This is a genomic window from Brevundimonas lutea (assembly GCF_003704105.1).
Classification (GTDB): domain Bacteria; phylum Pseudomonadota; class Alphaproteobacteria; order Caulobacterales; family Caulobacteraceae; genus Brevundimonas; species Brevundimonas lutea.
The window spans coordinates 100125-113364 of sequence record NZ_QUOQ01000002.1 but is presented as its reverse complement, the minus strand read 5'-3'; the positions used below and the strand labels follow the sequence as shown (position 1 = coordinate 113364).

Genomic DNA, 13240 nt, shown 5'->3' with positions numbered 1-13240 from the left:
CTCAGCGGCCTCCCGACATAACGGACTTGAGCGCGTCGGCGACCCGCTCGGGGCCGGGGAAATATTCCCACTCGAAGGCGTGGGGATAGGGGGTGTCCCAGCCGGTCACCCGCGCGATCGGCGCCTCCAGATGATAGAAGCAGCGCTCCTGGACCAGGGCCGAGAGCTCCGCGCCGTAGCCCGAGGTGCGCGGCGCCTCGTGCACGATGACGCAGCGGCCGGTCTTCTTCACCGAGGCCTCGATGGTCTCGATGTCGAGCGGGACCAGGGTGCGCAGATCGATGACCTCGGCGTCCACCCCGGCGTGTTCGGCGCCCGCCAGGGAGACCCAGACCATGGTGCCGTAGGCCAGAATGGTGACGTCGGCCCCTTCCCTCACCACCCGCGCCTTGCCCAGCGGCTCGACATACTTGCCGGTCGGCACCTGAGCGAGCTCCTGGGCCTTCCAGGGCGACACCGGCTTTTCGTGCCACCCGTCGAAGGGGCCGTTGTAGAGCCGCTTGGGCTCCAGGAAGATCACCGGATCATCATCCTCGATCGCGGCGGTCAGCAGACCCTTGGCGTCATAGGGATTGGACGGGATCACCACCTTCAGGCCGGCGATGTGGGTGAACAGGCTTTCGGGCGACTGGCTATGGGTCTGGCCGCCGAAGATGCCGCCGCCATAGGGGCTGCGCACCACGATCGGCGAGGTGAACTGACCGCCGGAGCGGTAGCGCATCTTGGCCGCCTCGGAGACGATCTGGTCGTAGGCCGGATAGATGTAATCGGCGAACTGGATCTCGACGACGGGGCGCAGTCCATAGGCGCCCATGCCGATGGCGGCGGCGACGATGCCGCATTCCGAGATCGGGGCGTCGAAGCTGCGGGTCAGGCCGTGCTTCTGCTGCAGTTGGTCGGTGACGCGGAAGACGCCGCCGAAATAACCGGCGTCCTCGCCGAAGCTGAGGACGTCGGGATCCTCAGCCATCTTGACGTGCAGCGCCGAGTTCAGCGCCTGGATCATGTTCATCGGCCCTACGCCGCCCGAGGCGGGCGCCACGGAGGCGGGGGCGGCGTCCTGGTCGACCATGTCGGGCTCGATGCCGTCGGCGCGGTCGGATTCGGTGAAGGTGGTTTGCTCGCTCATGATCAGACCCCCACCTCGCGACGTTGCTCGACCAAGCGCCAGTCGTCGGTGGCGTACACCTCCTCGAACATGGTCTTCACGCTGGGGCGCGACTGGCCCAGCGTGCCGATGGCCTCGGACTCCTTGCCGGCGGCCCGGACCTGGGCGACGGCATCGGTCTCGGCCTCGGTCTGCTGGTCATCCGACCACTCGCCCAGCGCGATCAGATGCTGCTTCAGGCGCTGGACCGGATCGCCCAGGGGCCATTTCTCGTGCTCGTCGCCGGGGCGATAGCGGCTGGGGTCGTCGGAGGTGGAGTGAGGCGCGCCACGATAGGTGAACAACTCGATCACCGTCGCGCCCTGGTTCGACCGGGCCCGCTCCTCGGCCCACTGGGTCGCGGCCCAGACGGCCAGGAAGTCGTTGCCGTCGACGCGCAGCGCCGGCAGGCCGTAGCCTATGGCCTTGGAGGCGAAGGTCGTCTGATCGCCGCCGGCGATGCCCATGAACGACGAGATGGCCCACTGGTTGTTGACGATGTTCAGGATCACCGGGGCGCGATAGACGGCCGCGAAGGTCAGGGCGTTGTGGAAGTCGCCTTCCGCCGTTGCCCCGTCGCCGATCCAGGTGATGGCCAGCTTGTCGTCGCCCTTGTAGGCGCTGGCCATGGCCCAGCCGACCGCCTGCGGCACCTGGGTGCCGAGGTTGCCCGAGATGGTGAAGAAGCCGTGGTCCTTGGCCGAATACATGATCGGCAGCTGGCGGCCTTTGATCGGGTCCTCGGCGTTGGAATAGATCTGGTTCATCATCGCCGCCAGCGGATAGCCGCGCGCGATCAAGAGTCCCTGCTGGCGATAGGTGGGAAAGCCCATGTCCTCGCGGCTCAGGATCATGCCCTGTGCCACCGCGATGGCCTCCTCGCCGGTGCACTTCATGTAGAAGCTGGTCTTTCCCTGGCGGTGGGCGCGGTGCATCCGGTCGTCGAAGGCGCGGGTCAGGATCATGGCCTTCAGGCCCCGGCGTAGGGTCTCGGGGTCCAGCTTGGGATCCCACGGGCCCACCGCCCGCCCCTGATCGTCCAGCACCCGGATCAGGCGAAAGGCGTGGTCGCGCATCTCGGCCGGCGCCGTCGAGGCCTCGGGGCGATCCACCGCGCCGGGCTCATCGAGCTTCAGATGGCTGAAGTCGGGTGTGTCGCCGGGCCGGCCCGAGGGTTCGGGCACCCGCAGCGACAGGGGCTGGCGATTGGCTCGGCCCGCCGGAGCGGCGGCGGTGGTCGGCTCGGTCATGCGGGGCCCTTTTAGGTCTCTGCGCGGCGTTTCCTTTAGGGGCGGACTTAGCACGTCGCAAATGCAGGTGCTTGCCAAAGGTCCGCCTTGCAACCGGCCCGTCTCGGGTATTTTATTGCGACGAATGCCGGATAGGGGAAACACATTGGCGGCCGATCTCGATCCCATCGACGCGCGCATCCTCGACATCCTGCAACAGGACGCCGGGCTCTCGGTGGCCGAGGTGGCCGAACGGGTGGGGCTGTCGGCCTCGCCCTGCTGGCGGCGCATCAAGCGGCTGGAGGACGCCGGGCTGATCGTGCGGCGGGTCACCCTGCTGGACGCCGAGAAGCTCGGCCTGGACTTCGAGGTCTATGCGATCGTCAAACTGAACCTGCCGTCGCGGGACAATCTGAACCAGTTCGAACAGGCGGTGCACGCCTGGCCCGAGGTGGTGCAGTGCGCCACCATCACCGGCCGCGAGGACTATGTGCTCAGGATCGTGACGCGCGACATGCACGCCTTTGACCTGTTCCTGAGGGACAAGCTGCTGAGCCTGGGGATCGTCTCGGACTGCGAGAGCCATATCGTCACTAGGGGGGTCAAGAACGTCACCGCCCTGCCGCTCAACCTGATCACGCCGCATCTGGGACAAGGCTCATGATCGACCTGCTGATCGACGCGCGTCGCAAGGATCTGGGCGGGTTCGAGGTCGGGCGGGTGCTGCCCTATGCGGGGCGACGCATGGTCGGGCCGTTCATCTTCCTAGACCAGATGGGCCCGGCGGAGTTCGCGCCGGGGGCGGACGCCATCAATGTGCGGCCGCATCCGCACATCGGCCTGTCGACCCTGACCTATCTGTTCGAGGGCGAGATCATGCACCGCGACAGCCTGGGCGTGACCCAGGCGATTCGGCCGGGCGAGGTCAACTGGATGACGGCCGGAAAGGGCATCGTCCATTCCGAGCGCACCGATCCGCTGAAGAAGAGCCAGGGCGGGCCGATGCATGGGATGCAGGCCTGGATCGCCCTGCCCGACGACAAGGAAGAAACTGAGCCGGATTTCCAGCATCACGGCGAGGAGAGCCTGCCGACCTATCAGAACGGCGGCCTGTTCGCGCGGCTGGTGGCGGGCTCGGCTTATGGCGAGACGGCCAGGGTTCAGGGGGCGTCGCCGCTGTTTTATGTGCATTGGGAGATGGCCGAAGGAACGACGGCCGCGCCGCCGCCGGGGCGGGGCGACGGCGGCTATTCCGAGCGGTCGGTGTTCGTGGCGCGCGGGGCGGTCGAGGTCGACGGCCAGACGGTTCGGACCGGCCAGCTGGCGGTGCTGAAGCCAGAGGCCCAGCCGACGATCACGGCCCTGGAGCCCTCGACCGTCATGCTGCTGGGCGGCGAGCCGGTCGGCGAGCGGCTGATCTGGTGGAATTTCGTGGCATCTTCGCAGGCGCGGATCGATCAGGCCAAGGCCGACTGGAAAGCCGGCCGCATGAAACTGCCGACCGACGACCAGCTGGAGTTCATCCCCCTGCCGGAAGAGCCGCCGGCGTCCAGGCCTCCGCCGCCGACCGACCCCGTGTGAGGCTTGCATAGACGGCCGTCTGGTCCTTTAAGCGCGGGCGCGCGCCCTCCCCCTCCGCCGCGCACGATCGAAGGATTTCGCCCATGTCCGTTTCCGATGCTCCCAAGAAGGTGGTCCTTGCCTATTCCGGCGGATTGGACACCTCGATCATCCTGAAATGGCTGCAGACCGAATATGGGGCGGAGGTGGTCACCTTCACCGCCGATCTGGGCCAGGGCGAGGAGCTGGAGCCCGCGCGGGAAAAAGCGCTGAAGATGGGCATCAAGCCCGAGAACATCTTCATCGACGACCTACGCGAGGAGTTCGTGCGGGACTATGTCTTCCCGATGTTCCGGGCCAACACCCTGTACGAGGGTCAGTATCTGCTCGGCACTTCGATCGCCCGGCCGCTGATCGCCAAGCGCCAGATCGAGATCGCCCGCCAGGTCGGCGCCGACGCCGTCTGTCACGGCGCCACCGGCAAGGGCAACGACCAGGTCCGGTTCGAGCTGGGCTACTATGCGCTGGAGCCCGACATCCGGGTGATCGCCCCGTGGCGGGAATGGGAATTCCGCAGCCGCGAGGCGCTGCTGGACTTCGCCGAGAAGCACCAGATCCCGATCTCCAAGGACAAGCGCGGAGAGGCCCCCTTTTCGGTCGACGCCAATCTTTTGCACTCCTCCTCGGAGGGCAAGGTGCTGGAGGACCCTGCGGTCGAGGCGCCGGAGTTCGTGCATCAGCGGACGCTGAGCCCTGAGGACGCGCCCGATCAGGCCACGGTCATCGAGATTGGCTTCGAGCGCGGCGACGCCGTGTCGATCGACGGCGTGGCGCTGTCGCCCGCCGCCCTGCTGACCAAGCTGAACCAGCTGGGCCACGACAACGGGATCGGGCGGCTGGATCTGGTCGAGAATCGCTTCGTCGGCATGAAGTCCCGGGGAGTCTATGAGACGCCGGGCGGGACGATCCTGCTGGCCGCCCACCGGGGCATCGAATCGATCACCCTGGATCGCGGCGCCGCCCATCTGAAGGACGAGCTGGCGATCAAATACGCCCATCTCATCTATAATGGGTTCTGGTTCGCGCCCGAGCGCGAGATGCTCCAGGCCGCCATCGACAAGAGCCAGGAGCGGGTCGAGGGCGTGGTCAAGGTTAAGCTCTACAAGGGTTCGGCCACCGTCATCGGCCGCGAGAGCGCCCAGAGCCTGTACGATCAGGAACTGGTCACCTTCGAGGAGGGCGCCGTGGCCTATGATCACCGCGACGCCGAGGGCTTCATCAAGCTGAACGCACTGCGCCTACGGGTACTGGCCAAGCGGGACGCGCGGCTTCGTTAACCAATGATCCACGGCCATGCCTCACGCTCGCCCGGGCTCCGAGTCGGGGCGGCGTGGGGTGGTTCGATCATGGCGTTCCAGGGTGACGTCGGGGACGGGATCGGGTGAGCGGCGTCGGTGAGGCGCTGAGGTCCAGCGCGGTCGTCAATCTGTCCAAGGCGGTGGTGATGGTCGTCGACGACGAACCGTTCTCCCTGGCCCTGACGGTTCAATCGCTGTCGGGGTTCGGGGCCCAGACCAAGTTTGCCTGCGCGAACGCCGCCGAGGCCTTGAACATCCTCAAGGACGAGATCGTCGACCTGATGGTGATCGACTGCGAGATGCCCGAGGTCGACGGCTACGACCTGGTCAAACAGCTTCGCTCGGCCAAGAACGAGCCCAATTCCTATGTGCCGGTCATCATGACCGCAGGCCACGTCAAGAAGTCGAAGGTTCACAAGGCGCGCGATTGCGGCGCCAACTTTCTGGTGACCAAGCCATTCAGCCCCGCCACGCTTTTGGAACGCATCGTGTGGGCGGCGCGAGATAGCCGACCCTTCCTGCAAGCGGGTGACTACTTCGGTCCCGACCGGCGCTTTCGCGATGACGGACCGCCCTCAAGCGGAGAGCGTCGCTGGAACGGCTCGTCTGCGACGACGTCCGCTGAGCCGAAGACAGGAAACCCATCATGAGCGTGGTCACCTGGGTACGCCGGAAGTCCCGCCTTGCGACCATGATCAACGAGCGCGGCGGCGTCAGCATCGGCGCGGCGCTGAAACAGGCCGAGGCCAATCTCGCCCCGATGCGCGATGAGGGCATGGCGGTGATCAATGCGCGGCTGAAAGAGCTGACCGCCATCCGTTCCGAGGATGGACCGACAGACGACAGGGTCGAGCGCGCCTATCACGCCAGTTCGGCTATCCTGGACGCCGCAAGCCCGTTCGAGATCGCTCACGTGTCGAAGGCGGCGCATAACCTCTGCGAGATCGCCGACAATCATCAGGCCGGGCGTGAGTTCGACTGGCGCGTGGTCGATGTCCACGTCGGCGCCATGACCCTGCTGATGAGCCTGCCGACGGACGCCACCGCCGCAAGGGATCAGGTTCTGGCCGGCCTGTATCAGGTTGCCGAGAAAAAGGGCGTCGAGCACAAGGCTTAGGCCGACGTTCGCGCGCCCCGGGTCTGTTTGCGCCACAGGGCGGCGTATTCGCCGCCGACGCGCGCGACCAGTTCAACGTGCGAGCCGCGCTCCACGATGCGGCCGTCCTTGAGCACCAGGATCAGGTCGGCGTCGGCAATCGTCGACAGCCGGTGTGCGACCACCAGGGTGGTGCGCCCCTGACGCGCCTTTCTCAGCGTCTTCTGGATCGCGGCCTCGGTGCGGCTGTCCAGCGCGGAGGTCGCTTCGTCGAGGATCAGAATGCGGGGATCGGCCAGCAGGGCGCGCGCGATGCCGACCCTCTGACGCTCGCCGCCCGACAGTTTCAGGCCGCGCTCGCCGACGCGCGTCTCCAGCCCGTCCGGCAGTCCGTCGATGAAATGGTCCAGTTCGGCCGCCTCGGCCGCCGCCCAGATCTCGGCCTCGCTCGCCTCGGGTCGCGCGAAGGCGATGTTGGCGCGGATGGTGTCGTTAAACAGGGCCACGTCCTGGGGCACCAGGGCGATGGCCTGGCGCAGCGACGCCTGGGTCACCTGGCGCAAGTCCAGCCCGTCCAGGGTCACCCGCCCCGCCTGAGGATCGAGCAGACGCAAGGCCATCTTGACGATGGTCGACTTGCCCGCCCCCGAGGGGCCGACCAACGCGACGGTCGTGCCGGGGCGAGCGTCAAACGACACGTCCTCCAGGCCGGATGAGCGCGCGTCGTGGCGAAAGCCGACACCCTCGAACACAAGATCGCCGCCGCGGTCATCGGCGGGACGGGGAAGGTCGGCGGCGTCCGGCGCATCGGCCACGGCCGGGCGCTGGCGCGTGACTTTCAGCATTTCCTCCATGTCGATGAAGGACTGGCGGATCTCGCGGTAGGCGAAGCCCAGGATGTTCAGAGGCGCATAGAGAGAGATCAGGATCAGCACCGCCGCCGTGACATCGCCCGGTCCCATGCGACCGGCCAGGGCCTCGAACCCGGCCATCACGGCCATGACGCCAAGGCCGACATTCATGATCGCGGCCTGGATCATGTTCAGCATGGCCAGCGAGCTGTTGGCCTTGAGCGCCGCGTCGCCATAGACGGTCAGGGCGCGGTGATAGCCCTCGGCCGCGCGGGCCTCGGCCCCGAACGACTTGACCGTCTCGTAGTTAAGCAGGGAATCCACCGCGAGGCCCGCCGCCTCGGAATCGGCCGCGTTCATCACCCGGCGATGCTCCAGCCGCCAGTTGGACAGGGCGAAGGTGGAGACGGCGTAGATCACCACCACGACCACGGCGACGGCCCCGAAGCGCCAGTCGTACATGCCCCCCAGCACGCCCGCCGCCAGCGCCAGTTCGACTCCAGTCGGGATCAAATTGAAGGCCAGGATGCGCAGCAGGAAGTCCACCGCCCGCGAGCCCCGCTCCACCGTGCGCGACAGGGCGCCCGAGCGTTTGGTCTGGTGGAAGTCCAGAGACAGGTTGAGCGCATGGGCGAAGGTCTCGGCCGCCGTGGTCCGCTGGGCGGCCTGGCGCACCGGCGCGAAGATGACGTCCGAAATCTGCGGCGCGGCGCTGGAGAGCAGCCGGATCAGGGCCCAGCCGACCGCCAAGGCGGCGAACCCGGCGGCCACGCCGACGCCCGCGCCCTGATCGGCCGCCAGCCGGTTGACCGCCGCGCCCAGCGCCAGGGGCGCCAGCACGCCCAGCGCCTTGCCCACCAGGGTCAGGGCGATGGCGGCGGCAAGGCGCAGTTTCAGCTGGGGGGCATTGGAGCGGCCCACGAGGCGAAACAGGTCGCTGAGCGCGGCCCAGGTGTTGGGTGCTTCGGACGGCGCGGCGACGCCGGCCATCTGGGCCCGCGCCTCCATACTCCCCCTGCCCCGACCACCCGCGCCTCTCGCCATGGGCGCTATATGGCGATCGCGCGGGAGCGGTCCAAGGCTTAGGTCAGCGCAGCCGGTTCAGCGCCACCAGATAGACCTCGGAGCTGTCCTTACGGCTGGAGCTGGGCTTGACGTATTTCACCGTCTCGAAGCCGGCGCGCAGGTCGGCCAGCACGCCGCCGGCGTCGCCGCCCTGAAAGTTCTTGGTGACGAAGGCGCCGCCGGGCCTGAGCGTCCTGAGGGCGAATTCGGCGGCGATCTCGATCAGGGCGATGATCTTCAGGTGGTCGGTCTGGCGGTGGCCGATGGTGTTGTGGGCCATGTCCGACAGCACCAGGTCGGGCAGGCCGCCAAGCTCGGCGATCAGCTGGTCGTCGACGCCGGCTTCCGTGAAATCGGCCTGGATCAGGGTCGCCCCCGGGATCGCGTCGACGGGCAGAAGATCGACCCCGACCACCGCCGCCGCGCCGCGATTGACCGCCACCTGCACCCAGCCGCCCGGCGCCGCGCCCAGATCGACCACGCGCGAGCCGGTCTTGATCAGATGGAACCTGTCGTCGATCTCGATCAGCTTGAAGGCCGCCCGGCTGCGCCAGCCCTCGGCGCGGGCCCGTTCAGACCAGGGATCGGCCAGCTGGCGCTTGATCCATTCCTGGCTGGACAGGGATTTTTTCTCGGCGGTGCGGATCTTCTGGCCCATGCCGCGTCCAGCCGCCGTGCCGCCCGTGGGCGGGCGCACCATGCGGCGGCGTTCGGGGGGCGTATCGTCGTCGGTCATGCCTTCCCCATAGCCCCCGACGGGCGCAACCGCTATGACCCCGCCGAACCGATGAAAGGAGCCCGCCGTGGCCGACACCCTGACTCTCTCTCTCGACAGCGGCGGCGACGTCGTCATCAAGCTGCGTCCCGACCTGGCGCCCGGCCACGTCGCGCGCATCACCGAGCTGGCCTCGGAAGGCTTCTACGACGGCGTGGTCTTCCACCGCGTGATCCCGGGCTTCATGGCCCAGGGCGGCGATCCGACCGGCACCGGCACCTCGGGCTCCAACAAGCCGAACCTGAAGCAGGAATTCTCCAAGGAGCCCCACGTGCGTGGCGTCTGCTCCATGGCCCGCACCTCGGACCCCAACAGCGCCAATTCGCAGTTCTTCATCTGCTTCGACGACGCCCGCTTCCTAGACGGCCAGTATACCGTCTGGGGCGAGGTGATCGAAGGCATGGAGCATGTCGACGCCCTGCCCAAGGGCGAGCCGCCGCGCGAGCCGGGCAAGATCGCCAAGGCGACGGTGGGCTAAGACCTCACCAGCCGTCGGCCGTCGCCAGGGCCTCCTGGTGATGGCCGACGTCACCCAAGGTCTCGTTCAGAACGCGGACGCGCTTCATATAGAGGCCGACGTCGAATTCGTCGGTCATGCCGACGCCGCCGTGCATCTGCACCGCCTCCTGTACGGCCAGTTCCGCGACCTGTCCGGCCTTCGCCTTGGCCACGGCGACGGCGCGGGCGGCCTGGGCGGGCGCGACGCCCGGCCGGTCCAGGGTCTGAAGCGCGCCGAGGACGGCGGCGCGGGCGATCTCGAGTTCGGTGAACAGATGGGCGGCGCGGTGCTGCAAGGCCTGGAACTCGCCGATGGCGCGGCCGAATTGAGTGCGGGTCCGTAGATAGTCCAGCGTCAGATCGAATGCCTGAGCGCCCGCGCCGACCAGCGACGCCGCCGCGCAGCCTCGGCCGAGATCGAGCACGCGGTCCAGGGCGGGGCCGGCCCCGTCGAGCTCACCTAGCAGGGCGTCGGCGTCCACCCGCACATCGTCCAGCATGATCCGCGCGGCGTTATGGGCGTCGACCATGGCGGTGCGTTCGATCGCGACGCCCGCCGTCCCCGGATCGACCAGGAACAGGCTGACGCCCTCGCGGTCGCCAACCTTGCCCGAGGTGCGCGCAGCCACGATCAGGGCGTCGGCGACATGACCGTCCAGCACGAAGGCCTTTGAGCCATTCAAGCGAAAGCCGTTGCCATCGCGTTCGGCGCGCGCGGCTATCCGATGCGGGGCATGACGACCGCCCTCTTCCAGCGCCAGCGCCAGGATGGCCTCGCCCTCCGCCACTCCGGGCAGCCAGCGATCCTTCTGTTCAGCCGACCCCAGGTCGACAATCAGGCCGGCGCCCAGCACCGACGAGCCGAGGAAGGGCGAGGGCGTCAGATGCTTGCCCAGGGCCTCGGCGATCACGCCCGCCTCGACCGCGCCCAGGCCTGAGCCGCCGTGCGCTTCATCGATCATCACACCGGCCAGGCCCATCTCGCCGAAGGTGCGCCACAGGTCGCGCGACAGGCCGTCGGGATCGCGGTCATCGCGCAGGCGGCGCAGCGCGCCGACGCCCTCTTCGCCCAAGAGGCCGTCGGCGGCCTCGGCCAGCATCTGCTGTTCGTCGGTCAGAATCAGGGCCATGGAAACCTCAGGCGCCGGGCAGGCGAAGCAAATGCTTGGCGATGATGTTCAGCTGGATCTCCGAGGTCCCGCCCTCGATGGAGTTGGCCTTGGTGCGCAGCCAGTCGCGGGCGGCCTGGCCGTTCCGTGAACGCTCGCCCTCCCATTCCAGGGCGTCGGCGCCGCCGGCCGCCATCGCCAGTTCGTGGCGGCACTTGTTCAGCTCGGAGCCATAGTATTTCAGCATCGACGACAGGGCCGGGTGCGCCCGTCCGGCCTTGGCGAGATCGCCTGTCCGTTCCATCGCCAGGCGGAAGGCCTCGGCGTCGATCTCCATCTCGGCGATGCGGGCGCGAAGCATGGGCTGGTCCAGTCGGCCCGACGCGTCGCGGCCGATGGCGTCGGCGGCGATCTGGCCCAGGGGCCGGCCAACGTCCCCCTCGCCGATGGCGCCGATCATGGTCCGCTCGTGGGCCAGCAGATACTTCGCCACGTCCCAGCCGCGGTTCAGCGCGCCAACCAGGTTCGCTTTATCCACCCGCACATCGTCGAAGAAGGTCTCGCAGAAGGGCGACTTGCCCGAGATCAGGGTGATCGGTTTGGTCGAGACGCCGGGCGTCGCCATGTCGAACAGCACAAACGATATGCCCAGGTGCTTGGGCGCCTCGGGATCGGTGCGGACCAGGCAGAAAATCCAGTCGGCCTGATCGGCGTAGGAGGTCCAGACCTTCTGGCCGTTGACGATCCAGTGGTCGCCCTGATCCACCGCGCGGGTCTGGAGGCCCGCCAGGTCCGATCCCGCGCCGGGTTCGGAATAGCCCTGGCACCATCGGATCTCGCCGCGCGCAATCGGCGGCAGGAACGTCTGCTTCTGCGCTTCCGTCCCGAACTTCAGCAAGGCCGGGCCCAGCATCCAGACGCCGAAGCTGAACAGGGGCGGCTGGGCCTCGATCCGGCGCAGCTCCGAGGCCAGCACCTTGGCCTGATCGCGTGACAGGCCGCCACCGCCATACTCCGTCGGCCATTCCGGCGCGGTCCAGCCGCGAGCCCCCATCCGCTCCAGCCACAGCCTGTGCGCGGGCGTCTTGAAGGTCGCGTTGCGGCCGCCCCAGATGCGGTCGTCCTCGCCGGCCATCGGCCCGCGCACCTCGGCCGGGCAGTTGTCGGCCAGCCAGGCCCGGACCTCGGCCCGAAAATCCTCAAGCTCGCTCATGCGGGGCTCCCTGATACGTGATCACGCTAGCAGGCTCCGTGGCGAAAAACGACGCTCTCGGGGGTGACCCAGGGCCCTGAGCTTGGCTATGACATCCCCATGCAGGAGATCACCGACAAACGCGCCCGCCGGCGCGACCGCCGCGCGCGCCTCACTTCGGCGCTTCGCCACTTCCTCAGCAACCAGGCCTCGGCCGGCATGGTGCTGATGGGGGCCGCGGCGCTGGCCTTGATCGTGGCCAATTCGCCGCTGGGCGAGGCCTATGCGACCGCGCTGACCCGCTACATCGGCCCATTGAATCTGCTGCACTGGATCAACGACGCCCTGATGGCGGTGTTCTTCCTGCTGGTCGGCCTGGAGATCAAGCGCGAGGTGACCGACGGCGAACTGTCGTCATGGTCCCGTCGAATTCTGCCCGGCATGGCGGCCCTGGGCGGGGTCGTCGTGCCCGCCCTGATCTATCTGGCCATCGCCGGCGGCGATCCCGTCACGCGCCACGGCTGGGCCGTGCCGATGGCCACCGACATCGCCTTCGCCCTCGGGGTGCTGGCGCTGCTGGGCTCGCGCGTGCCGATTTCGCTGAAGATCCTGCTGACCGCCCTGGCCATCATCGACGACCTGATCGCGGTGATCATCATCGCCGTCTTCTACACCGCCGACCTGTCCGTCCTCATGCTGGCGGGCGCGGGCGGGGTGATCCTGGCCTTGCTGATGCTGAACCGCTTCGGGGTGAAGGCGCTGTGGCCCTATCTGCTGCTGGGCGTCGTACTGTGGGTGTTCGTCTATCGCTCGGGGGTTCACGCCACCCTGGCCGGCGTCGCCCTGGCCCTGACCATCCCGATCACCCGCAGCCCGGCGGCGCCCGACGACAAGGAATCGCCGCTGCATATCCTGGAGCACGGCCTGTCGCCGTGGGTGGCCTTCCTGATCGTGCCGATCTTCGGCTTCGCCAACGCCGGGGTTTCCCTGGCGGGACTGACGCCGGCCGTCCTTCTGGAACCCGTCCCTCTGGCCATCGCGCTGGGCCTGTTCATCGGCAAACAGGTTGGGGTGATGGCGGCCTGCTGGGTGACCGTGAAGCTGAAATGGGCCGAGATGCCGACCCACGCCAACTGGCGTCAGCTTTACGGCGTGGCCCTGCTCTGCGGCATCGGCTTCACCATGAGCCTGTTCATCGGCCTGCTGGCATTCCCCGGCGCGCCTCACCTCGAGGATTCGGTGAAGATCGGCGTCCTGATGGGGTCGCTGCTTTCCGCCTTAGCGGGCGCGGGCATCCTGCTGTCCAGCCCCAAGGGCGCCGAGGGCCCGCCGCCGGCGGCGAACCCCTTGCACTGAGGAC

Annotated in this window: 13 protein-coding genes; 7 read left to right on the top strand and 6 right to left on the bottom strand. The window is 68.0% G+C overall.

The window, feature by feature from the left end; translation table 11 throughout:
• Nucleotide 1: 1 nt before the first annotated feature.
• The gene (locus EES48_RS00635; protein ID WP_205679316.1) at nucleotides 2–1129 is read right to left on the bottom strand and encodes an alpha-ketoacid dehydrogenase subunit beta; all 1128 of its coding nucleotides are present in this window, start codon (nucleotides 1127–1129) and stop codon (nucleotides 2–4) included.
• Nucleotides 1130–1131: 2 nt separating this feature from the next.
• A complete protein-coding gene (locus EES48_RS00630; RefSeq protein WP_122464452.1) occupies nucleotides 1132–2397 on the bottom strand; it encodes a 3-methyl-2-oxobutanoate dehydrogenase (2-methylpropanoyl-transferring) subunit alpha in 1266 nt (421 codons plus the stop codon).
• 145 nt (nucleotides 2398–2542) lie between these two features.
• Here EES48_RS00630 and EES48_RS00625 point away from each other — a divergent pair, with 145 nt between their 5' ends.
• The 5 genes from EES48_RS00625 to EES48_RS00605 all read left to right on the top strand — a co-directional run bounded on the left by EES48_RS00625 (nucleotide 2543) and on the right by EES48_RS00605 (nucleotide 6411).
• Complete coding sequence (locus EES48_RS00625) at nucleotides 2543–3040, top strand: Lrp/AsnC family transcriptional regulator (RefSeq protein WP_122464451.1); 498 nt, start codon at nucleotides 2543–2545, stop codon at nucleotides 3038–3040.
• On the top strand, nucleotides 3037–3957 hold the full coding sequence (locus EES48_RS00620; protein WP_122464450.1) for a pirin family protein: 921 nt from the start codon (nucleotides 3037–3039) through the stop codon (nucleotides 3955–3957). Before EES48_RS00625 ends, EES48_RS00620 begins: the two co-directional genes overlap by 4 nt.
• A gap of 83 nt (nucleotides 3958–4040) precedes the next feature.
• Entirely contained in the window at nucleotides 4041–5273 is a 1233-nt protein-coding gene (locus EES48_RS00615; RefSeq protein WP_122464449.1) for an argininosuccinate synthase, read from the top strand.
• A 104-nt stretch (nucleotides 5274–5377) separates the two neighbouring features.
• A complete protein-coding gene (locus EES48_RS00610) occupies nucleotides 5378–5944 on the top strand; it encodes a response regulator (RefSeq protein ID WP_240623168.1) in 567 nt (188 codons plus the stop codon).
• Nucleotides 5941–6411 (top strand): chemotaxis protein CheE, encoded by a 471-nt coding sequence (locus EES48_RS00605; protein WP_122464448.1) that lies wholly within the window; start codon nucleotides 5941–5943, stop codon nucleotides 6409–6411. Before EES48_RS00610 ends, EES48_RS00605 begins: the two co-directional genes overlap by 4 nt.
• On the opposite strand, the gene EES48_RS00600 is transcribed toward EES48_RS00605, so the two are convergent.
• Both EES48_RS00600 and EES48_RS00595 read right to left on the bottom strand, forming a co-directional pair.
• Nucleotides 6408–8249 carry an ABCB family ABC transporter ATP-binding protein/permease gene (locus tag EES48_RS00600; RefSeq protein ID WP_122464447.1) on the bottom strand — a complete coding sequence of 614 codons (1842 nt, stop codon included), beginning with the start codon at nucleotides 8247–8249 and terminating at the stop codon, nucleotides 6408–6410. The two genes, EES48_RS00605 and EES48_RS00600, sit on opposite strands and share 4 nt — an antisense overlap.
• A gap of 79 nt (nucleotides 8250–8328) precedes the next feature.
• Entirely contained in the window at nucleotides 8329–9042 is a 714-nt protein-coding gene (locus EES48_RS00595) for an RlmE family RNA methyltransferase (RefSeq protein WP_122464446.1), read from the bottom strand.
• Between the two features lie 67 nt (nucleotides 9043–9109).
• Between EES48_RS00595 and EES48_RS00590 the strand changes: the two genes are divergently transcribed.
• A complete protein-coding gene (locus EES48_RS00590) occupies nucleotides 9110–9559 on the top strand; it encodes a peptidylprolyl isomerase (protein ID WP_122464445.1) in 450 nt (149 codons plus the stop codon).
• Between the two features lie 4 nt (nucleotides 9560–9563).
• On the opposite strand, the gene EES48_RS00585 is transcribed toward EES48_RS00590, so the two are convergent.
• Nucleotides 9564–10709 carry an acyl-CoA dehydrogenase family protein gene (locus EES48_RS00585; RefSeq protein ID WP_122464444.1) on the bottom strand — a complete coding sequence of 382 codons (1146 nt, stop codon included), beginning with the start codon at nucleotides 10707–10709 and terminating at the stop codon, nucleotides 9564–9566.
• A 7-nt stretch (nucleotides 10710–10716) separates the two neighbouring features.
• Nucleotides 10717–11901, bottom strand: a complete 1185-nt coding sequence (locus EES48_RS00580) for an acyl-CoA dehydrogenase family protein (RefSeq protein ID WP_122464443.1) — start codon at nucleotides 11899–11901, stop codon at nucleotides 10717–10719.
• A 99-nt stretch (nucleotides 11902–12000) separates the two neighbouring features.
• Between EES48_RS00580 and nhaA the strand changes: the two genes are divergently transcribed.
• Nucleotides 12001–13236 (top strand): Na+/H+ antiporter NhaA, encoded by a 1236-nt coding sequence (nhaA, locus tag EES48_RS00575; RefSeq protein WP_122465068.1) that lies wholly within the window; start codon nucleotides 12001–12003, stop codon nucleotides 13234–13236.
• Nucleotides 13237–13240: the final 4 nt, after the last annotated feature.

What these genes read in the sequence shown, in the direction of transcription:
- EES48_RS00585 (WP_122464444.1), bottom strand. Translation starts at nt 10,709, where the DNA reads ATGGCCCTGATTCTGACCGACGAACAGCAGATGCTGGCCGAGGCCGCC.
- EES48_RS00600 (WP_122464447.1), bottom strand. Translation starts at nt 8,249, where the DNA reads ATGGAGGCGCGGGCCCAGATGGCCGGCGTCGCCGCGCCGTCCGAAGCA.
- EES48_RS00580 (WP_122464443.1), bottom strand. Translation starts at nt 11,901, where the DNA reads ATGAGCGAGCTTGAGGATTTTCGGGCCGAGGTCCGGGCCTGGCTGGCC.
- EES48_RS00630 (WP_122464452.1), bottom strand. Translation starts at nt 2,397, where the DNA reads ATGACCGAGCCGACCACCGCCGCCGCTCCGGCGGGCCGAGCCAATCGC.
- EES48_RS00635 (WP_205679316.1), bottom strand. Translation starts at nt 1,129, where the DNA reads ATGAGCGAGCAAACCACCTTCACCGAATCCGACCGCGCCGACGGCATC.
- EES48_RS00605 (WP_122464448.1), top strand. Translation starts at nt 5,941, where the DNA reads ATGAGCGTGGTCACCTGGGTACGCCGGAAGTCCCGCCTTGCGACCATG.
- nhaA (WP_122465068.1), top strand. Translation starts at nt 12,001, where the DNA reads ATGCAGGAGATCACCGACAAACGCGCCCGCCGGCGCGACCGCCGCGCG.
- EES48_RS00595 (WP_122464446.1), bottom strand. Translation starts at nt 9,042, where the DNA reads ATGACCGACGACGATACGCCCCCCGAACGCCGCCGCATGGTGCGCCCG.
- EES48_RS00615 (WP_122464449.1), top strand. Translation starts at nt 4,041, where the DNA reads ATGTCCGTTTCCGATGCTCCCAAGAAGGTGGTCCTTGCCTATTCCGGC.
- EES48_RS00620 (WP_122464450.1), top strand. Translation starts at nt 3,037, where the DNA reads ATGATCGACCTGCTGATCGACGCGCGTCGCAAGGATCTGGGCGGGTTC.